Origin of the sequence: Candidatus Poriferisodalis multihospitum, from assembly GCF_028283155.1 — a bacterium.
Taxonomy (GTDB): domain Bacteria; phylum Actinomycetota; class Acidimicrobiia; order Acidimicrobiales; family Poriferisodalaceae; genus Poriferisodalis; species Poriferisodalis multihospitum.
The window spans coordinates 1-20811 of the sequence record NZ_JAPYOK010000094.1; the positions used below are offsets into that span (position 1 = coordinate 1).

Annotated in this window: 15 protein-coding genes and 1 pseudogene; 8 read left to right on the plus strand and 8 right to left on the minus strand. The window is 67.7% G+C overall.

The window, feature by feature from the left end:
- Window positions 1-95 precede the first annotated feature (95 nt).
- Window positions 96-350, minus strand: coding sequence for a DUF6457 domain-containing protein (locus tag VI480_RS09625; RefSeq protein ID WP_323672616.1), 255 nt, complete (start codon window positions 348-350; stop codon window positions 96-98).
- Between the two features lie 117 nt (window positions 351-467).
- On the opposite strand from VI480_RS09625, the gene VI480_RS09630 reads away from it, so the two are divergent.
- Window positions 468-1157 (plus strand): TIGR02453 family protein, encoded by a 690-nt coding sequence (locus VI480_RS09630; protein WP_323672617.1) that lies wholly within the window; start codon window positions 468-470, stop codon window positions 1155-1157.
- Here the strand turns inward: VI480_RS09630 and VI480_RS09635 are convergent.
- The 4 genes from VI480_RS09635 to VI480_RS09650 are packed head-to-tail and all read right to left on the minus strand — an operon-like array spanning window position 1147 to window position 7867.
- Window positions 1147-1821 carry an alpha-ketoglutarate-dependent dioxygenase AlkB gene (locus VI480_RS09635; RefSeq protein WP_323672618.1) on the minus strand — a complete coding sequence of 225 codons (675 nt, stop codon included), beginning with the start codon at window positions 1819-1821 and terminating at the stop codon, window positions 1147-1149. The genes VI480_RS09630 and VI480_RS09635 overlap by 11 nt on opposite strands.
- 53 nt (window positions 1822-1874) lie before the next feature.
- Entirely contained in the window at window positions 1875-4259 is a 2385-nt protein-coding gene (locus VI480_RS09640) for a molybdopterin-dependent oxidoreductase (protein WP_323672619.1), read from the minus strand.
- Window positions 4256-5338, minus strand: coding sequence for an LLM class flavin-dependent oxidoreductase (locus tag VI480_RS09645; RefSeq protein WP_323672620.1), 1083 nt, complete (start codon window positions 5336-5338; stop codon window positions 4256-4258). Before VI480_RS09645 ends, VI480_RS09640 begins: the two co-directional genes overlap by 4 nt.
- Before the next feature lie 45 nt (window positions 5339-5383).
- Window positions 5384-7867, minus strand: coding sequence for a CoA transferase (locus VI480_RS09650; RefSeq protein ID WP_323672621.1), 2484 nt, complete (start codon window positions 7865-7867; stop codon window positions 5384-5386).
- A gap of 90 nt (window positions 7868-7957) precedes the next feature.
- Here VI480_RS09650 and VI480_RS09655 point away from each other — a divergent pair, with 90 nt between their 5' ends.
- From VI480_RS09655 to VI480_RS09665, 3 genes and pseudogenes are all read left to right on the plus strand, one after another.
- On the plus strand, window positions 7958-9124 hold the full coding sequence (locus VI480_RS09655; protein ID WP_323672622.1) for a hypothetical protein: 1167 nt from the start codon (window positions 7958-7960) through the stop codon (window positions 9122-9124).
- 12 nt (window positions 9125-9136) lie between these two features.
- Window positions 9137-10729 (plus strand): annotated as a pseudogene (locus VI480_RS09660) (carboxyl transferase domain-containing protein); the annotation flags it as partial.
- A gap of 18 nt (window positions 10730-10747) precedes the next feature.
- The gene (locus VI480_RS09665) at window positions 10748-12655 is read left to right on the plus strand and encodes an acetyl/propionyl/methylcrotonyl-CoA carboxylase subunit alpha (RefSeq protein ID WP_323672623.1); all 1908 of its coding nucleotides are present in this window, start codon (window positions 10748-10750) and stop codon (window positions 12653-12655) included.
- A gap of 39 nt (window positions 12656-12694) precedes the next feature.
- Here VI480_RS09665 and VI480_RS09670 read toward each other — a convergent pair whose 3' ends face one another.
- On the minus strand, window positions 12695-14017 hold the full coding sequence (locus VI480_RS09670) for a Xaa-Pro peptidase family protein (protein WP_323672624.1): 1323 nt from the start codon (window positions 14015-14017) through the stop codon (window positions 12695-12697).
- Window positions 14018-14097: 80 nt separating this feature from the next.
- On the opposite strand from VI480_RS09670, the gene VI480_RS09675 reads away from it, so the two are divergent.
- A complete protein-coding gene (locus VI480_RS09675; protein WP_323672625.1) occupies window positions 14098-15003 on the plus strand; it encodes an MOSC domain-containing protein in 906 nt (301 codons plus the stop codon).
- Window positions 15004-15021: 18 nt separating this feature from the next.
- Here the strand turns inward: VI480_RS09675 and VI480_RS09680 are convergent, their stop codons facing one another.
- The gene (locus VI480_RS09680; RefSeq protein WP_323672626.1) at window positions 15022-16248 is read right to left on the minus strand and encodes a CaiB/BaiF CoA transferase family protein; all 1227 of its coding nucleotides are present in this window, start codon (window positions 16246-16248) and stop codon (window positions 15022-15024) included.
- Entirely contained in the window at window positions 16245-17633 is a 1389-nt protein-coding gene (locus VI480_RS09685; protein WP_323672627.1) for a CaiB/BaiF CoA-transferase family protein, read from the minus strand. Before VI480_RS09685 ends, VI480_RS09680 begins: the two co-directional genes overlap by 4 nt.
- A 140-nt stretch (window positions 17634-17773) precedes the next feature.
- Between VI480_RS09685 and VI480_RS09690 the strand changes: the two genes are divergently transcribed.
- From VI480_RS09690 to VI480_RS09700, 3 genes are all read left to right on the plus strand, one after another.
- On the plus strand, window positions 17774-18169 hold the full coding sequence (locus tag VI480_RS09690; RefSeq protein WP_323672628.1) for a limonene-1,2-epoxide hydrolase family protein: 396 nt from the start codon (window positions 17774-17776) through the stop codon (window positions 18167-18169).
- Between the two features lie 7 nt (window positions 18170-18176).
- On the plus strand, window positions 18177-18956 hold the full coding sequence (locus tag VI480_RS09695) for an SDR family NAD(P)-dependent oxidoreductase (RefSeq protein WP_323672629.1): 780 nt from the start codon (window positions 18177-18179) through the stop codon (window positions 18954-18956).
- An 86-nt stretch (window positions 18957-19042) separates the two neighbouring features.
- Entirely contained in the window at window positions 19043-20791 is a 1749-nt protein-coding gene (locus VI480_RS09700) for an N-acyl-D-amino-acid deacylase family protein (RefSeq protein WP_323672630.1), read from the plus strand.
- Window positions 20792-20811 lie beyond the last annotated feature (20 nt).

Consider the following 20811-nt stretch of genomic DNA (forward strand, 5'->3'; position numbering starts at 1 on the left):
AGGCACCTCCACCAGATCGTCGGTTCGGCAAGCAGCCCGCATCACAGCGGACCCGACCCGACGACTGGTGGACGGTCGCCTATCGGCGCGGCCTCTTAGCCGGCCCGGCTCTCGACGTACCGCCGAGCACGTTCGAGGGCCTCCGCCGGGTCCACGCCGGCGACGCCGGCCATCCAGCAGGCGATCGGTGCCGCTATCCGCTCTGAATCGTGGGCTGCTGCGCCTGCCAGGTTCAGCAGCGCCTCGGTGATGTCCTCGCCCGGAGCAGGAGCACCGATCACCTCGGCAAACCCCGCCAGCCACTGCTGCGCCGTGGTGTCCGGCGGCACGGAACCCGTCTCGTCGCTCATCGTCACAGCGTACGTTTGGCCGACCGCGCCGTCGCGGGCAATTCACGCTCTCCCGCTCCCGTCGGATCGCTACGGTGCGGACCCGGCAGGTGGCACCCGCAGCCGAAAGGACACCCGATGAGCGACGACGACGGCATTTTCGGACCCGAGCTGTTCGAGTTTCTCGAAGAGCTCGAAGCGAACAACAACCGGGAGTGGTTCAACGAGAACCGCGAGCGCTACGAGGAGGAAGTGCGCGAGCCTGCGTTCGACTTCATCCGTGCCATGGGCGCCTTGCTGGGCGAGATCTCACCGCACATGACCGCACGCGACACGAAGGTCGGCGGCTCGCTGATGCGCGTCTTCCGCGACACGCGGTTCTCCTCCGACAAGACTCCGTACAAGACCAATGTGGGCATCCAGTTCCGCCATGTCCGGGGCGGCGATGTCCACGCTCCCGGCTACTACGTCCACCTGGACACCGAGAGCTGCTTCTTCGGCGCCGGCAGCTGGATGCCTGATCGGGATGCGCTTGCTGCGTACCGCGTGGCCATCGACGAGCGTCCGGACGCATGGATTGCGGCCCGGGACACGTGCCAGTCCGACGGCTGGCGCATGGAAGGCGAGCGGCTCAAGCGCTCGCCCCGTGATTGGTCGGCGGACCACCCGATGATCGAGGACCTCAAACGCAAGAGCTTCATCGCAGTGCGCGACTTCGACCACGGCGTCGCGCTCAAGCCCGACTTCCCTTCGATGATCGCCGCTTGGTGCGCCGAGACACAGCCGCTCATGAGGTTCTTGTGTACCGCTGTCGGGCTCAAGTTCTGAGCTGTTGATCGCCCCTTTCCGGGCGACGGCTGGCTTCGCGGGAGTGACGGAAGGTGACGCTCATGCGCGGCGAAGCCGTCGCTGTCTTCGGCACTGAGTGCTCCCAGGACCGCTGGCAGGCGCCGCCCATCACGAGCAGATCGCCTGAGGCCAGGGTGAAGGCACGACTGCGCCCCCCGCCCTTGGGTCGCAGCAGGAAACGGCGAGGACCGCCGAGGGAGACGATGGCCACCAGCGAATCGTCGGGATTGATACCGATGCGGTCGCTGTGCCACGCCACAGAGTCACGGCCGTCCCGGTAGTAGTTGACCCACACAGAGTTAAGCGGCTTCCCGTATCGGTCACCGAGAGCCGTCGACATGGCGTTGACGGCTCTCGGCGCGCTCGAAGTAGGACACCTGAGCTGCGCGCCGAGCCGTGGTTCCTCCACCATCCGGCCGTACATCTCGCGCTGTGCCCTGGTCCAGCGGAGCCTTTGCGCCAAGTCAGCCAGCAGCTCGTCGGCGCCGCTCAGCCATCGAGACGATGCGTCGATCCAGCTGTGGTCATCGAGGATCGTGCGCACCACCGCTGCGGCCGGGTTGAGTTGGGGCGTGCCCAGAGCGAACAGATCGGTTTGGTAGTCGCCGACACCGGCCGTGACGGCGGTGCGGTTCCACACCATCGCCATAGGGTATCAAACGTACGTTCCTTAAACACGAATGTTCGCAAGTGCTGTCAGTTGTCCAGTCGCACCAGCTCCGGCGGCAGGTACGACTTCACCGGCGGCGGTTCGCCCTCGAAGAGCTCGACCTCTACGAGACAGGTGTGTGCTGAGGGTCCCTGGGCCAGCCGGGAGGTCCCGATGTCCGCGGTCAGCGCGTTCGGATTGCCGGCTCGGCAGGTGCCGTCGGGGGCGGGGTCGTACCAGGCGCCGGTGGAAATCTGCACCGCTTGGGGCATCACGGCGTCGTCCAGCACTGTGCCGGCCAGGCAGGCACCCCGGTCGTTGAACAGCCGCACCACGTCGCCGTCGGCGATGCCCCGTGCTGCGGCGGTGTCGGGATGCATGCGAACCGGTTCGCGGCCCGCCACTTTGGTGGCCTGGCTGGGAGCGGCGTGGTCGTACTGGCTGTGCAGGCGCGCTGCGGGCTGGTTCGACACCAGGTGCAGCGGGAACCGGTCGCTGCGGGCTCCGCCCAGGCGTTCGAAGGGCTCCATCCACGCCGGGTGCGGCGGGCAGTCGTCGTAGCCGTAACCGGCGATGGTCTCGCTCCACAGCTCGATCTTCCCGCTCGGCGTGCGCAGCGGCTTGGCCGTCGGGTCGGCACGGAAGGCCTCCAGGAACACCTGGCGGGGTTCCCCCATCGGCGACATGCCCGGTGCCATCACGTAGCCGTCGCGCAAGAACTCGTCATATGGAGGGGACTCGGGATTCGCCGCCCGGTGAATCTCGTAGATCACCTCGAGCCACTCGTCTGCAGTGCGGCCTTCGGTGAACTTCTCCCCGAAGTCCAGCCGCTCGGCGAGGCGGGCGAAGATCCAGTAGTCGTCGCGGGACTCCCCCACGGGCTCCGCCACCGCCGACATCGCGACGATCATCGTCTCGGCGCCACCGATGTCGTTTCGTTCCAGGGGTGTGGTTGCCGGCAGCACGACGTCGGCACGGCGGGCCACCGGCGACCAGAAGGGCTCGTGGACGACGATCGTCTCGGGTCGCTGCCACGCCCGCACCAGCCGGTTCAGGTCCTGGTGGTGGTGGAAGGGGTTGCCGCCCGACCAGTAGACGAGCTTGATGTCGGGGAACCGGCCGCGGTGCCCGTCGAAGTCGAACGGCTCACCGGGCCCTTCGAGCATCTCGGTGATGCGTGAGACCGCGATCACCGGCGGACCCGGCTGGCGCATCGGCACCGGCAGGCCTGGCACGCGCACCCGCACCTGACCGGCGCCGGTGTTGCCCTGGGTGCCGAAGCTGAAGGCGTAGCCGCCGCCGGGAAGCCCCACCTGGCCCAGCACGCACGCCAGAGCGAGCGCCGTCCAGTACGGCTGCTCGCCGTGGTGGGCCCGCTGGGTGGACAGGCTGAGGTTGACCAGGGTGCGTTTGGCGGCCATCTCGTGCGCCAGCGCCCTGATGCGCGCAGCCTCGATGCCGGTGACTGATGCGGCCCATCCGGCCGTCTTGGGCGTGTCGTAGTCAACGGCATCGCGCCACGGCGTTGCGCCGTCCCAGTCACCGCAGGCGGTTGCGAAGCCCTCGCCGAGCACGTGTGCTCGCAGCTGCGCCCAGCCGTGGCAATGGGTGACCAGGAACTCCTCGTCGGCGAGGCCGTCGGTGACGAGCGTGTGGATGATTCCCAGCATCAACGCCACATCGGCGCCCGGGCGGATCGGCAGCCAGTGCGCGCCGACGGCAGGATCGAAGTCGTCCCGCAGCGGGCCCACGTTGACGAACTCGACGCCCGCCTTGCGGGCCCGACCCACCCAGTCGTTGTGGTGATGCGGGCCTTGGCCGCCGTAGGTGACGTGGCTGTTGGTGGCGCGCATGCCGCCGAAGCACACGAACAGCTCGGTGTTCTCGCAGATGACCGACCACGAGGTCTGACGGGCCAGCGCGGCGTGGTAGCCCATGCCGACCATGTAGGGGAACAGCGCTTCGGCTGCGGCAGACGAGTAGGTGCCCTTCTGGTCGGTGCAGCCGCCGGCAAGCCGCATGAACCGGTGCTGCTGGCTGGACGCCAGCCCGAAGCGTCCCGCTGAGCCCCAGCCGTACGAGCCGCCGAAGATCGACGACCGGCCGTGCTGGGAGCGCACCCGGGCGAGCTCGGCGGCGACGAGGTCCAATGCGTGGTCCCAGCTGACCTCGACGAACGGCTCATGGCCACGCAGGTGGGTTGCCGCTCCCGGTCCGTCCCGCAACCACGACTGCCGGACTGCTGGGCGCATCACCCGGTTCTCGGCGAAATGTCGCAGCGATTCCCCGAGGTGCGACTGTTCGGGGTCGGCGGGGTGCCGGCGTACGTCCAGCACCTCGCCATCGGCCGAATCCAACAGGAACGACCCGAAGTGCGTCGCCATCGCCGTGGTGCGCACGGTGGTTGCGGGGGCGTCCGGCGCTGCCGTCATGAAGCGCCCGCAGGGGCGGCTGCCGTGCCTGCTGCGTCGGCGGCGCCGTTGGATGTGCGCTGGCTCCAGGCATCGGCCAGCAACTCGAGGCTGGTGATGCGTTCAGCCAGGCCGTACGTGGAGGTGTGCACCATCAGCTCATGGGCACCGGTGGCAGCGGCCAGCGCCTCGAGACCTGCCACCGCTTCGTCGGGATCGCCCACGATGGCGTTGGTCGGCATCGCGGCCGCGTGCTGCCATTCGGGATGAGCCATCGCCTCATCGGGCGGCAGCAGCGGCCAGAACCGGCCTGTACGAATGCCCAGTCGGCGAAGCAGCGACGGTGCTGCGTGGTAACGGGCCGTTTCGCTGTCCGCGGCGGTGACCAGCCCCGCGCTGACCATCACGTAGGGCTCGTCGAGCACCATCGACGGCTGAAACCGCTGCCGGTACAGATCGACGGCGCCCAGCACGCCCCCGCCGTCGAAATGGTGGGCGAAGGCGAACGGCAGACCCAGGTAGCCGGCGAGCTGGGCCGAGTAGCCGCTGGAGCCCAGCAGCAGCACCGGTGGCATCGACGTGGCCTGCGGCGTCGCCTGGAACTCCAGCGGAGGCCCGTCGGTCATGCGCACATCACCGAGATAGGCCATCAGATCCAGCAGATGGCTCGGGAAGTCGTCCACCTGCCAGGGATCGGGCACTGAGCCGTCCTCGGCCGGACCCCGGACTGCTGCGGCCGATATGCGATCGCTGCCGGGAGCTCGCCCGACGCCCAGGTCGATGCGTCCCGGATGCAACGCCTCAAGCATCGCGAACTGCTCGGCGATCACGGCCGGGCTGTGATTGGGCAGCATCACCCCGCCCGAGCCCAGCTTGATGCGTTTGGTGTGAGCGGCCAGGTGGGCGATGAGCACCGCCGGCGACGTGCTCGCCACGGTGTCGATGTTGTGATGCTCGGCCACCCAGAAGCGCTCGTAGCCCAGGCGGTCCGCAGCCCGAGCCAGCTCGGTGGTATCCGCCAGTGCCTGCGCGCTGGTGCCGCCCTCAGAAACGGTCGCCAGATCCAGCACCGACAGCGGCACCGGTTGCGCGGCACTCACGGCGTCAGGCTAAGAGGAAGCGGGCAGCGGCTGAGCGGCAAGGATTCAGCCCAATGCACCCGCCGCAGCGGCGTCGGCAATCTCGTCGTCGCTGAGGCCCAAGAACTCGCTGAGCACGTCGAACGTGTGCTGGCCGATCATCGGCGCGGCATGGCGTGGACCATGGTCATAACCCGCGATCCGGTACTGATGGCCCGAATAGGGCACGTTGCCCATCCGTGGGTGCTCGAGCCAGCGATGAAAGCCGAGATGCGCATACTGCGGGTCCGCCAGCAGGTCGCTGCTGCGCTGCACCATGCCTGCCGCGATCCCGGCGTCGAGCAGTTGCCGTTCCAGCGTGGCTGCGTCTTGGTCAGCCGTCCACGCCGCGATCTCGTCGTCGATCGCATCGTGGGCCTGAAGCCGCCCATCAAGCGTCGACAGCTCGGGTGCGAGGGCCCACGGCGGAGCGCCCATGAGCTTGGTCAGCGTCGCCCACTGGGTGTCATCCGCGATGGTGATCGCACACCACCGGTCCTCCCCCGCACACCGATACACACCCTGGGGCGCCATTTCGGGATCGCGATTCCCGATCCGGGTGGCCACCGTGCCGCTCTCGCCGAAATCGGCGAGCTCAGGAGCGAGGAATTGCAGGCCGCACTCGAGCTGAGCGGCTTCGATGACACAGCCTTCGCCGGTTCGGCGCCGACGATCCAGCGCCGCAAGCAGCGTGGTGGTGATGATGCGCGGCGAGATGGTGTCGGTATAGGCGAGGTAGGGACCGTCGGGCGGCAGGTCGGGCCAGCCCACCACCGGGTAGAAGCCTGCGATGGCGGCCGCGTGGTAACCAAATCCACCCAGCTCCGACATCGGGCCGCCGCTGGCCAGCAGGGACGTGTGCACCACGATGGCTTGAGGGTTCAGCTCGGCGATCAGGTCGTCGTCGGCGATGTTGCGAGCGAAGGTCCCCGGCGTCCAGGCCTCCACAACGACATCGGCCCACGCAATCATCCGGCGGGCGATCTCGACGCCCTCGGGCGTCTTGAGATCGATGTCCATGCTGAGCTTGGACGTGTTGAAGGTGCCGAAGAAGTGGGCCATGTCCACATCGACGACGTCGTCCTTGAAAGGCGGGTTCGCACGCAGCCCGTCGAGGCGCGAACTCGACTCGATCCGAACCACGGTCGCGCCATGATCGGCGAGAGCCTTCGCGGTGATGGGCCCCACTCCGATCCAGCTGAAGTCCGCAACGCGCAGCCCGGCGAAGGGCAGTTCGGCAGTGCCCACACTCCACTCCAGGGGCTGCGCTGATGGCTCGGGATCTGCGGCAGCCTCGGCGATCTGGTCTCGGATCTCGACGCTGTGTTCATTGAGTCGCGGCGGCTGCCGCTTCGTGCCGATGCGCACACCGTTGATCGTGGCTGGACCGCCAGGGAGGTCCACTGGGGCGGTGTTTCCCCCTTCGGTCGGTCGCCAGAAGTCGCGGATTCGCAGGTGCTCGAACTCGACGAGGTCGGCCACCGTGTGGACCGGCGCAATCGTCTCCTTCAGAACCATTGAGCGCTGCAGCAGTTGAGCGTTCGTGTGTCGCCCACACAGCCCCACCATCGCCCGGTACAGCTCGTCGAAGGTCCGGCTGATCGGTTCGCCGGCGGCGGCACGCATGTCGTAGGTGTCCCATTCCTCGACGCGCCAGCTCTCGTCTGCCAGGCCCTCCTCGATGTACCACTCGAGCAAGCGGCCTGTCGCCACGCCCCGGGCAACCCCGATCGCCCAGCCGTCCTGTGTGCGATAGCGCATCTCGAGGGGCACGGCCAGTTGCGCGACCGTGCCGGAGCGCTTGAAGTCCCGCCCGCAGATCGCATGAGTCTCCATGGCGTTGAGGAGCGTCCACGTCATCGCCGCCTGGGCTGACACGCCGACGTGCTGTGACGAACCCGTGGCGCGCATTCGAGCGTGGGCCATCAACCCTGCCGCTGCGGATTCGGCGCCCGCGTGGCGCCATGCCTGAGCGATCGACGCCTTGACGGGCGCTCGCTCGAAGATGCCCTGCATGTTCGCCGGCCCGCCCAGCGCCGCCAGCGACAGCTCCGAGGCGGGATCGCCGCTGCGGGGTCCGTCGAGACCGAACGGCGTGACCTGCACATGAATGATCCGGTCGTTCAGCGCTGCAAGATCATCGTGGCCGTATCGGGCGGCGGCCAGCGTTCCCGCCACTCCCGACTCATAGACGAAGTCCGCGAGCTTGACGAGGCTCTCAAACACGTCCCTGTCTTCCGGGGCGTCAAGGTCCAGCACGATGGAGCGCTTGTTGGAGTTGTACGCGCAGAATTGCCAGCTGCGCAGGTCGTCTGTCGCGCCATTCGATTCACGCACCGGCAGCGCCGCGCGGGCAGACGTGCCGCCGGGCGGCTCGACCTTGATCACGTCCGCGCCCAATTCGGCCAGCATCCACGGCCCGAATTCGCCGCGGTGATCAGTGAGATCGAGAACGGTCATACCCGCAAGCGGCGCGGATGCCGTGTGCTGGGCGGCGTCGGGTGAGGTCATGTGGCCCCTGAACTCATGAACGTGCTGGCACGTCGAATCGGTACGACGATACGCAGGCGCTTGCTGTGACGGGGCGGTTAGCTTGCCCAGATGGCCGAGAACTCCTCGCCACAGCGATTCCGAGCTCCCAGCGAGCTGAGCGACGAGATGCTGGAGCGAGTGCGCGCGTGCGGGGAAAGCTGCGACGCCGACCGCAATCCCGATCGGGAGATCTTCGCCGACCTCGGACGCGACGGTCTCATGAAGCTGCTTGTGCCCGCCGAGCTGGGCGGGCTCGGTCGGCACCCCGCTGAGTTCATCGAGTTCACCCGCAGGGTCACCTACGAGCACCCGTCGGCTGGCTGGGTTGCCATGACCTGCAATGAGGAAGCCGAGATCTTCGCTGCCTACCTCGAACCGTCGACGGTCACCACGTTCTACGGGGAGCATCCTGATGCGGTCATCGCCGGCTCGGGCGTCCCACGTGGCATAGCGCGTGCGACCGACGGCGGCTGGCTCGTCAACGGTCGTTGGACCTTCGTGAGCGGCTGCAGCGTGGCCGATTGGTGGGTGGTGGCCAACATCGTCGAGGGCACCCGGCCCAAGGACATCTGCCACGTCCTGGTGCCCGCCGATCCGTCGCTCATCGACGACACGTGGCACACGCTGGGTCTGCGTGGCACCGGCAGCCACGACGTCGTGCTGACCGACTGTTTCGTGCCCGCAGACCGGGCTGGCGTGGCCGAGAACTTCTCACTGCCCAAGCCCAACGAGCATCCCTTCTACCGGCTGCCCTCAGGGCTGCGGTTCCCATTCCCCAAGACCGGCGTGGCCTCGGGCATTGCCGACCGCGCCATCGACGAATTCACCACGCTGGCCACCGCCAAGACGCCGCTGTTCGCCCGCACTGAGCTGGCCGCGCGGCCCGACGCCCATGCGGCGATCGCACGTGCCGCCGCGCTAGCCGGTGCCGGCCGATCGTTCGTGGCCGACCAGCTCGACGAGATCTGGCAGACCGCCTCGGCCCACGGCGAGGTCACCCCGGCGCAGCACGCCCGCGCCCGGCTGGCCTGCTCGTGGAGCGTCCAGAACTGCATCGAGGCTGTCGAGACCCTGGTCAACGCAGCGGGCAGCACCGCCAACTTCACGGCATCGCCGCTCGGTGCACTGCTCAATGACGTGCGTGCCGTGGCCGGGCACTTCATGGTGGGCGGATACCAGATGGACACCGCCGGACGGGTGCTGCTGGGCCAAGATTCCGGCGACCGCAACTTCTGAGCAGGTTCACGCGGCAGCACCGAGTTCGAGAAGAACACGGCGGCATACGCCGACCTGCTCGCCACGCTGCGGGAGCGGCAGCAGTTCGCCATCTCGGGCGGGGCCGGCAGGGAGCGCTCCATCGAGCGCCATCACAGCCGGGGCAAGATCCTGCCGCGGGACCGGATCGACCTGGTCTGCGATGCCGGCACGCCGTTCCTGGAGCTCTCCACGCTGGCGGGCTGGGAGATGTACGACAACAGCGCCCCCGGCGCGGGCATCGTCACCGGTGTCGGCGTGGTCTGCGGCGTGCCGTGGATGTTCATCGCCAACGACGCCACGGTGAAGGGCGGCTCGCTGCTGCCGGTCAGTATCAAGAAGCACGTGCGTGCCCAGGACATCGCCGCCGAGAACGGCCTCGGCGTCATCTACCTGGTCGATTCCGGCGGCGCGTTCCTGCCCCTGCAGGACGACATCTTCCCCGACAAGGACCACTTCGGCGGCAGCTTCTACCGCCAGGCCCGGCTCTCAGCCATGGGCCTCCCCCAGATCTCGGTGGTGCTGGGCGGATGCACGGCAGGCGGGGCGTACGTTCCGGCCCTGAGCGACGAGGTGATCATGGTGTCGGGCATCGGCCGCATCTACCTCGGCGGCCCGCCGATCGTGAAGGCCGCGCTCGGCGAGATCATCGAGCCCGACGATCTCGGCGGCGCAGCGCTGCACACCCGCATCTCGGGCGTGTCCGACTACATGACACCCGATGAGCGATCGGCCTACGGCAAGCTGCGCGAGCTCTGCGACGCCGTCAACCAGCGTCCGGTGGATCACCGCGAGGGCTGGCTGTCATGGACAGCGCCGGAAGCACCCCACTACGACCCGGCCGAGATCTACGGCGTGATCTCCGCTGACGACCGCATCGGCTTCGACGCACGAGAGGTCATCGCCAGGCTGGTCGATGGCTCCCGCTATTCGGAGTTCAAGCCCGAATGGGGCGAGCACATCACCTGCGGCTTCGCCCGCATCTGGGGTCATCAGGTCGGCATCGTCGCCAACAACGGGATCATCTTCTCCTCCGACGCCCTCAAGGCCACTCATTTCATCGAGCTGTGCGAGCAGCGGCGTGTGCCGCTGCTGTTCCTGCAGAACACCACCGGGTACATGGTGGGCAGCGACTCCGAGGCAGCCGGCATCGCCAAGCACGGGGCAAAGATGGTGTCCGCCGTCGCCAACGCGACAGTGCCCCGCTACACGGTGCTCATCGGGGGCTCCTACGGTGCCGGCAACTACGGAATGTGCGGGCGTGGCTTCAACCCCAGGTTCCTGTTTGCCTGGCCCAACAGCCGAATCGCCACGATGTCAGCCGAGACAGCGCAGACAGTGCTGGTGGACATCCGGCTCGCCGGCATGCGCGGCACCGAGACCACCGAGTCCGAGATCGCTGCCATGCGTGCCGAGGTGGCCGCTCAGTACGAGCAGCAGAGTGATCCGTATTACGCCACGGCACGGCTGTGGGACGACGGCCTGATCGATCCGGTCGACACGCGTGACGCACTCGGGCTCTGCCTAGCGCTCGCGGCCCGCCAGGATGCTCCTGCAGTGGGCAGCGGCATCGTGTACCGGATGTAGCCGGGAAGCACGTTCGCTATGAAGCTGCTGGTCGCGAACCGAGGCGAGATCGCGAGCCGGGTGTTCGCGACGGCACGCCGGCTGGGCTGGCGAACGGTCGCCGTCTATGCCGAACCCGATCGTGATGCACCGTTTGCTCTCGAGGCCGACGAGGCGATCTGCATTGGGCCGGCCTCGCTCGAGCGCTCGTACCTCGACGCCGGGGCCATCGTGGCGGCGGCCCACGAGACCGGGGCCGATGCGATTCACCCCGGTTACGGCTTTCTGTCCGAGAACGCCGACTTCGCCCGGGCAGTCGTCGACGCCGGGCTGACCTGGGTCGGGCCGCATCCTGACGCAATCGCCCAGATGGGCTCGAAGATCGAAGCTCGTGCCATTGCGGAGTCTGCGGGCGTGCCGACCATTCCCGGGTTCAGCGACGTCGACATCGACGGTGTTCGCGAGCGATTGAGCTTTCCGGTGCTGATCAAGGCGTCAGCGGGCGGGGGCGGCAAGGGCATCCGCATCGTCCGCTCGGCTGACGGGTTCGACGCCGCGCTGGCTGAGGCCCGCACGGAGGCATTGCGCTCGTTCGGCGACGACCGGGTGCTGGTGGAGCGCTACATCGAGCGGCCCCGTCATGTGGAGGTGCAGGTCGTCGGCGACCGGCACGGCACGGTCATCCACCTCGGCACTCGCGACTGCTCCTCGCAGCGTCGCTACCAGAAGCTGTTGGAGGAAGCGCCGGCACCCAATCTGGATGCCGCCGCCCGTGAGGGATTGCATGACGCGGCGGTGGCACTCGCCCATCGCATCGGTTACGACAACGCCGGCACCGTGGAGTTCATCGTCGATGCCGGCACCGGCGAGTTCTTCTTCCTGGAGATGAACACCCGCCTGCAGGTGGAGCATCCCGTCACCGAGGCCATCACCGGGCTCGACCTGGTGGAGCTGCAGCTGAGAGCCGCCGGCGGCGAGCCGCTGGGTTTCGACCAGTCAGCCGTCACGTTCAGCGGGCACAGCATCGAAGCCCGTATCAACGCCGAGGACCCGTCTGATGGCTTCACTCCCCAGGCAGGCCCGGTACGCCACCTGCAGGTTCCCCCCGGAGTGCGCTGGGATGCCGCCATCGCCGCCGGCAGTCAGATCTCCCCGTACTACGACCCGCTGATCGCCAAGCTCGTCGTCACTCGCCCCGACCGCCCTGCGGCGCTCGACGCCCTGCGCGATGCGCTCGACGGGCTGGTCGTGGGCCCGGTTCCCACGAATGCCGGATTCCTGCGCTGGCTCGTCGACGCGCCCCAACTGCGCGATGGCGAGATGACCACGAACGTGATCGATGGGCTCGGAGCCGCCGAGATGCCTGCGCCGCCGCCTGCCGCCGAGGCGGCCGCGGCCGCCGCGGCCGCCTGGTTGGGCCAGTTGCTGGACGAGCGTGCAGCGGCCCCGAGTGGGCCGTGGACCGTGCTGAGCGACTTCCGGCTGACCCCGCACACCTCGGACGCCGTCGCCGTGCTGCGCGATGAGGTCGGCGAGCTCCACGAGGTGTCCGCCAGGGCGATAGCGGCGGGCCGTGCCGCGAACACGAGCAGTGCAACGCGGGATGGCGTGGCCGTCAATATCCGCGGCCACACGATCACCTTCGAGGTGCCCGACCGCTCCGACGCCTGGGCGCCCACCGCAACCGGCGACACCGGCGACGTCGACTCGGTTGCTGCACCATTTCCCGCTGTCGTGGTCGACGTGCCGGTGGTGACGGGTGATGTCGTTGCCACAGGCGACGTGGTCGTGGTGGTGGAGGCGATGAAGATGCTGCACTCGCTTGCCGCGCACGGGGCGGGCACCGTTGCAGAGGTCCGCTGCGGGCCAGGCGATGCAGTCGAAGCCAACCAGGTGCTCGTCAGCTTCGAACAGCACGAGCACGACCTGCCGGCAGATCCGGCTTGATCGCCGCCACGACCTGGAGGACCCCGACGGCTCTGGGGTCTAGACCAGTCCGAACGGCAGGCTCGTCAGCACCTCGTTGCCGGTCTCGGTGATCAGCACCTGCTCCTCCAGCTTCACGCCCTCACCGCCTGATCTCGGCCCGATGAACGCTTCCACGCACATCACCATGCCGGGCTCCAGAACCCCGTCGTAGCCGATCGAGTCCCACTTGTGGCGGTGGTAGATAGCCGGGTATTCGTCGCACAGCCCGACGCCGTGGGAGATGACCGTGTAGCCGCGGTAATGCTCGGGGTCGGGGTACCACGCCTTGTCGGTGATCTCGCGCAGTGTTGCTCCGGGGCGGTGCAGCTCGCTGTTGCGCTGGATCTGTTCGAGTGCGAGCGACCACGCGTCGTGCTGGGCACCGCTGGGTCTGCCGCTGCCGCACAGCCATGTCCGCGACAGGTCCACGCACATGCCGTACGCGCCTACCAAGTCAGTGTCGAAACCCATCAGCTCGCCTGCCTGCACCCGGCGGCTGCTGGCCTCGTGGTACCACGGGTTCGTGCGCGGTCCCGACGACAGCAGCCTGGTCTCGATCCACTCGCCGTAGCGCCGCAGGCTCCCTGCCCACAGCTCGGCCCACAGATCCAGCTCGCTCACTCCGGGCTCGAAGACGGCGGCCATGTCGCCGACGGCTGCCTCGCAGGCGTGCACAGCGCACCGCATGGCCCGGATGTCGTCGGGGCCCTTGATCGCACGGGCCTGCTCCATCAGCTCGCCGGCGCTGACCAGCTCGATGCCGCGGCCTTCCAGGGCCTGGACGCCGCGCAGTTCGAGCTGATCGACGGCGAGGCGTCGCCCTCCCCCGCTGTGCTCGTCCACCAGCCCAGCTATCTCAGCCGCCCAGCGGCCGGCGACTTCGCCCGAGCGCGGCCCGGCCTTGAAGTAGATGTACGACAGCCCCGGGCGGATCTCGTCCACCGTCTCGGAGTGGGCATCGAGGAACTCCCCGTCGGAGAACTCGAACACCACAACGGGCCCCTCGGCGGCCACGAACGCGTAGCGGACGGCATTGTGCATGGTCCACAGCGACATGTTCGTGGTGTCCGTGGCGTAGCGGATGTTCACCGGGTCGTACAGCAGTGCCGCATCGCAGTCCGCGCCGCGCAGCTGCTCGCGGACCCGTTCGAGGCGGTACCGGCGCAGCGCCGAGCGGTCGGGAAGCTGCAGCCCCGCAGCAGCCCACTCGGCCTCCAGCTCGGCACCCGGGCCGAGCGCGTGCATGTTGAGGTCGGTGTGGTCCAGCAACCACTCCGGGGGTTCGGCCCGGCCGACGCCGATCTTGGGCTTGTGGCGGCGATCGAACCCCTGCAGTGCCATGACCGCTCGCCCCTCCCAAGGTCTGCACAGCCCCGCTGTGAGGCCGAGACACTGATGCGCGGCGAGCCTAGGGTCTGGGAATGACCGCAGAAGGACATGGCGGCGAAGCCGCCGGCACGCTCACCGGTATCACCATTCACCCCATCAAGGGCTGCCGCCGCGTCGAGCTCGATTCGGCTCTGGTCACGGCAACCGGGCTCGAAGGCGACCGTGCATGGCAGGTGGTGACGGCCCCCAACGACACCGACGCACTCGGGGAAGCGGTCACCCAACGTCGAAACGCGGCGCTCGCCACCGTCGCCCCCGTGCCGATCGACGGCGGCCTGACCATCAGCGCACCCGGCATGGGCACCATTGACGTGAAACGCCCCGACGCCAATGACACCACCGTCCTTGCCTTGATCGGCGATGAAGTGGCGTGCGCAGATGCAGGAGACGAGGCGGCCGAGTTCTTCAGCGAGGTGCTCGGCTTCCCGGCCAGACTCGCAGCGTTCACCCCTGAGTCATCCCGTCCGATGCGGCTGTTCCGGGGACGCCTCACCGGTTTCGCTGACGCCGCGCCGGTGCTCGTGGCCAATACGGCCTCGCTCGACGATCTGGTGGCGCGGGCCTCAGAGCCGTTCGGCATCGAACGATTCCGGGCGAATCTCATCGTGACCAACGACGAACCTTGGTCGGAAGACACCTGGACCGAGTTCTCGATCGGCTCGGCCCAGCTCACCGCTCGCGTGGTGTGGCCCCGCTGCGCTGTCCCTCAGATCGATCAGGACACCGGCGAGCGCCACCGCGAACCTGCTTTGGTGCTGCGCAAGCACCGCTGGTGCTCGGTCGCGGAAGGCTTCTCGCCAGGCATGCGGGGGATGCTGGAGGGCAATGCCATGTTCGGTGTCGCGTGCACCATCGACCCCGAGGGCGTTGCGGTCTCCGTCGGCGACCCGGTCAACGTGACAGCCACCGGTCCACCCCTGCTCGACCCGCCCCGCTGAGCGCTGCCGAGCGAGTCGCTAGGTCAGCTCGGCGAGCACGCCGTCGGTGTGCTCGCCCAGCATCGGTGCTCGCTGCCAGGCCCACCAGTCGCCGTCGGTGGTGAAGGGCGAGCCGGGAACGGTGTAGGTGCCGAGCACCGGGTGCTCCTCGGGTCGCCACCAGCCCACGGCTTCGAGATGCGGGTCGTGACGCAGATCGCCCACGGTGTTGACCGGGGTGATCGGGATGCGCCGCCGCTGGCCTTCCACGAACAGTTCCTGTTTGGTGAAGCGGGTGGTGAGCTCCTCGACCCACGCGTCCACGGCTTCCAGCGCCTCACGGCGCACCACGATGTCGATGAAGATCTCGTCGAGGATGCCCTCGTTGCCGGTCAGCTCGTGCACCCATTGCGCGACTGCGTTCCAGTGCGCCGGCTGGATGGCGATGATCGCCACGTAACCGTCCGACGCTGGGTACATGCCCATCGGGCTGGTGACCGGACGGCGATTGCCAGCCCGAGGCCGTGGCACCTGGTCGTCGAGATACAGCGGCACACCGGTCTCAGGCGACAGCCACAGGCCTACTTCCTGCAACGACAGGTCGATGGTCTGGCCGAGTGCCGGCTCACCCGCCGCCCCAGCCTGATTGCGTGCACGCACCGACATCATCGAACCGATCACCGCATGCAGCGAGGCGCCGTGCATCAGCACACCGATCTCTCCTGCCGGTGCCAGTGGGGGGCCGTGCGGGAAGCCCACGGTGGACGCCAAGCCGCACGATGCCCAGGCGACAAGATTCGACGAACGCCAGTGACGTCGCGGCCCTGTCATGCCGAACGGCGTGATCGATACCCAAGTCAGGTGCGGATACCTCTCGACGATCCCGGAGACACCGAGCCCGCCCTGGCCCATGTCTGCCAGCCACGGGTATGCCTCTTGGGCGACGGGCATCGCATCGTCGAGCACCACGTCAGCTGTGCCGATCAGCTTCACCAGCGACGCGGCATCCTCGCTGTCGGTCGGGTCGAGCACCACGCTGCGTTTCGACGCCGCGTAGTACGCCCACCACAGGCTGGCCTCGGGGCCTGCGTGACCCGGCGCCAGCGGCGGCATAGTGCGGATCGGATTCCCCCCAGGGGGTTCCACGCAGATCACGTCGGCGCCGAGCGCCGCCCAAACGCGGGTGCCATACGCACCCGACAGCCCGGTCAGGTCAAGCACCCGAACCCCGTTCCACGGGCCGTGGCCGTGTTGCGCGGGGCTCATTGGCTGCCGCCGGTGATGCTGCCTTCGGCGTCGTAGAACTCCGCTATCCCGACCGATTCGTACCAGCGGTCGAAAGGCCGTTCCAGCACAACCTCAGGTCGGGCATCTACGAACGCCGTCCCGTCAGAGACCATCTGCTCCACATCGTCCTCCGAATAGCCGATCTCGGTGAGGACATCGACGGTGTCGCCTCCCATGTTGGGCCCGGCGCGTGTGACATACGGGGGTGTCGCACTTAAGCGCACCGGGTTGCGAACGAACAGGTCGCGGCCCAATCGTGGACTCGGGGCGATCGAATACGGGCGGCGGTCGTGCACCTGGGGGTCAGCCAGCACGCCCGTGTGGTTGAGCACCTCGTAGGCCGCAACGCCCAGCTCCTGCAGCTCCGCGGCCGCTTGCTGGGGGCTGCGACGGCTGGTCCAGTCGGACAGCTCGGCATCAATCGCATCGTGATTGGCAACGCGATCGGCCAGCGTGCCGTGCGGGTAGGTCGACAAGGCGGCATCGCCGCCGGCGTCGTGCGCAGGCACATCAGACCATTCGGCCAAACCCGCCAGCGCCTGCCATGCCTCGTCATCGGGCACTTCGACGGCGATCCAGCGATCGTTGCCCGCGCATGGGTAGATCCCCGCAGGTGCCGCCCACGACACCCGGTTGCCATTGCGAAACGGCTCGGGCACGCCGAGGTCCTGGCCCACCAGGTATGGCCCCAGGAACGACACGGTGGTCTCGAGCTGGCTGATGTCGATGAACCGGCCCTCACCTGTGCGGTCCCGTTCGTGCAACGCCGTGACAATCGCCAGCATGGTGTGCAACCCGCCCATGTAGTCCGGCGGGGCGATGGAGGGAATGCCGGCGGGTTCCTCGTGCGGGAAGCCAGTGAGCGCGTCCCATCCCACGAGCGGTGCCTGATTCGGGCCGAAGGCCCGGAAGGGGTAGTACGGCTTGTCGGGGTCGACCCCGAACCCGGTCATGCCTGCATAGATGATGTCGGGGCACACCTGCTTGACGGATTCGTAGTCGAGTCCCAGTTCGGCGATGCCCGGCGCCGCGAAGTTCGTCAAGAACACGTCGCACGTGGCCAGCAGGCGTTTCGCGGCCTCGAGTGCCTGGGGCTGTTTCAGCTCGAGCCCGACCGAGCGCTTGCCGGCCGACATCTCGGGCACGTAGGGACCTGTGTCGCAGAAGACATCCGCCAGCTCGGGATCGCGAGCCCATGCGGAGCCGAACGCTCGCGCCACATCGGGATAGCTGTGGGCCTCCACCTTGAACACCTCGGCCCCGTGATGCGCCATCGCCTTGCCGCAGCAGGGGGCTGCCACCGCAATGCTGATCTCGAAGACCCGGATCCCTGCAAGCGGTCTGCGGTTAGCGCTCGCCGTCATCGATGACACCTCATGTGCTCCGATCCCATAGCCCGGTGACCTTAGACGCAGCGCGGCAGGCTGCCCTCTCCCCGTGCTAGGACAAGACCCCGGCGGCGGGATCCGCCTGCCGCCAGGCCAAGCCGGAGGGTTGCCCCGACATGACTGATTCGACTGCTTCCGCCGATTCACCGACCGAGGTCGTCGGCAAATTCATCGCCTGCATTGAAGCAAAGGACCTCGACGGGGCGGCCGCCCACGTCTCCGACGACGTCTATTACGACAATGTGCCGGTCGGCGACATGACTGGCCCCGACGCCATGAAGGAGTTCCTGAGCGGCCTGACGAAGGGCGACGGACCCGTGGAATTCGAGGTCGTCCGCCAGACGGCCACCGGCAACACCGTGATGAACGAGCGCGTCGACCGCTTCCACACCGGCTCCGGCAGGCTGATCGAGCTGCCGGTGATGGGGATCTTCGAAGTCAACGACGGCCTGATCACATTCTGGCGCGACTACTTCGACAACGGCATGTTCATGCGCCAGATCAAGGGTTGAGCCCGCTGTGGCGTACCAGTACGAGGGCTTCGACCTCACTGGCAAAGTCGCGGTCATCACGGGAGGCAACGGCGGCATCGGTCTGGGCTACGCCCGTGGCGTCGCGGCCGCGGGTGCCGACGTCAGTATCTGGGGCACGAACCCCGACAAGAACGCAGCGGCCGAGGCCGAGTTGCAAGAGATCAACCCGTCCGCCAGCGCCCTTCGCTGCGACGTCTCCGACGAGGAGCAGGTCGAGGAGTCCATGGCAGCGGTCGTCGAGCGCTACGGGCGCGTCGATGCTTGCTTCCCGAACGCCGGCATCGGCACGCAGAATCAGAAGGGCTTCCACGAGCACTCCAACGAGGACTGGTTCAGCGTCATCGACGTGAACCTGCACGGCGTGTTCTTTACCCTGCGCGCCGCCACCCGCCAGATGATCGCCCAGGGCGAGGGCGGCTCTCTAGTGCTCACGTCCAGCGGCACCGCCATCCAGGGTGCCGCCCGGGGTCAGGCGTATGCAGCCACCAAGGGCGCCATGCTGGCGATGATGATGGGCCTGTCGGTCGAGATGGCCCGCTACAAGATCAATGCCAACGCCGTCATCCCGGGCTGGATCGACACCGCCATGACCGAGCGGCTGTTCAACTGGGACAAGTTCGTCGACAACGTGATGCCCCGCATACCCATGCGCCGATGGGGCGTGCCAGACGACTTCGGCGCCATCGCGGTGTACCTCATGAGCGATGCAGCCCGCTGGCACACCGGCGATGTCATCAAGATCGACGGCGGCTTCAGCATCTTCTGACGCTTCGCGCAACGCCCCCGTGCGATTGTCGATTTACGAAGATGTGTTAGGTTTTTTGGGCGGGGCACTGAGCTAGGGGGGACATCGTGGAGGAATACGACATTCACATCAAGGACGGCACGATCGTCGACGGGACACGCGTGCCGAGCTTCCGCGGCGACCTGTGGATATCCGACGGGCGCATTGCCCAGATCGGCGGCCGTCCCGACAAGCCCGCGAAGGAAGTCATCGATGCGGGCGGCTGCATCGTGGCCCCGGGCACCATCGACCTGCACACCCACTACGACGCGCAGATCCGCTGGGATCCGTACTGCTCCATCTCGAGTTGGCACGGGGTGACATCGGTGGTGCTCGGCAACTGCGGTTTCGGGTTTGCTCCCTGCAAGCCCGGCTTCCGCGAGCGGTCGATGCTCACGATGGTGCGCACCGAGGCGATCCCGCTGGCAGCCATGCAGGAGGGCATGCTGCCGAAGTGGGACTGGGAGACCATCCCCGAGTACCTCGACTCGCTGGACCGCACGCCGAAGGGCGTCAACGTCCTGCAGTACATGCCCACGGCGTCGCTGATGATCTACGTGATGGGTTTGGAAGCGGCCAAGACCCGTCCGGCCAACAACGCAGAGCGCAAGGAAATGCAGCGCCTGCTGCACGAGGGCATGGACGCCGGCCTGTGCGGCTTTTCAATCCAGCGCCTCGGGCCCAACTCCACCCAAGCCGACTTCGACGGCTCGCCGATGGTCACCGACACCATGATCGACGACGACATCTTCGTGCTGGCCGAAGTGCTGCGTGAGCGCGACGAGGGCTTCATCCAGCTCACGCAGGCCACGAGCCCCGACGTCAACAATCCGGAGGATCTCGACTTCAAGCGGCGGCTGGCCGAGGTGAGCGGGCGACCGATCATCGACAACGTGGTGCCCGTGAGCCAGCGCAACCCGCGTGTCCACGAGGAACGGCTCGAATGGCTCGAGCAGGCCCACAACGACGGGCTGCGCATCTTCGGCCAGGGCGCTTCGATCCGCACGGGCTTCGCCTTCTCGCTCGACGAGTGGAACCTGTACGACTCAAGCCCGGCATGGCGCGAGGCGACGACGGGCTCGATCGAGGACAAGATCCGCAAGATGTCCGACCCTGCCCTGCGGGACCGGCTGCGTGCCGAGACCGATGAGGCGGCGACGCTGTTCGCGAACACGCAGGGCGCCGTCGGCGGGCCTCCCCGCAAGCTGGTTGTGCAGGGAGTGGCGCGCCGTCAGGACCTGCAGAAGTACGTGGGCAAGTCGCTGGGCGAGATCGCCGAGATGGAAGGCAAGCACTACATCGACGTGATGCTGGATCTGTCGCTCGAGACCGATCTGAAGACGGAGTTCCTGGGCGAGGGTCCTGAGTTCAACGTGGACCACATGTCCGCGGTGTACACCGACTCGCCGTACACGATCCCGGGCGTGTCCGACGGCGGTGCGCACACCAAGTTCTTCACCGGCGGTGCTTGGACGACGGACTTCTTGGCGTGGATCGTGCGCGACGAGCAGCGGCTGACGGTCGAAGAGGCGCACTACCGGATGTCGGCGCTTGCAGCGCACGCGGCCGGATTCCAGGACCGCGGTGTGCTGAAAGAAGGCGCCCCGGCTGACGTGCTCGTCTACGACATGGATGAGCTGGCCATCGATCCCGAGTGGATCGGCGAGGCCGTCTACGACCTGCCCGGCGGCGAGTGGCGCCGCGTGCAGCGTGCGCATGGCTACCGCCACATCCTGGTGAACGGCGTCGAGACGTTCCAGGACGGCGAGTGCACCGGGGCTACCCCCGGCAAGCTCCTGCGCCACGGCCGCGGCTAGCGGCCGGTATGACACGTCGC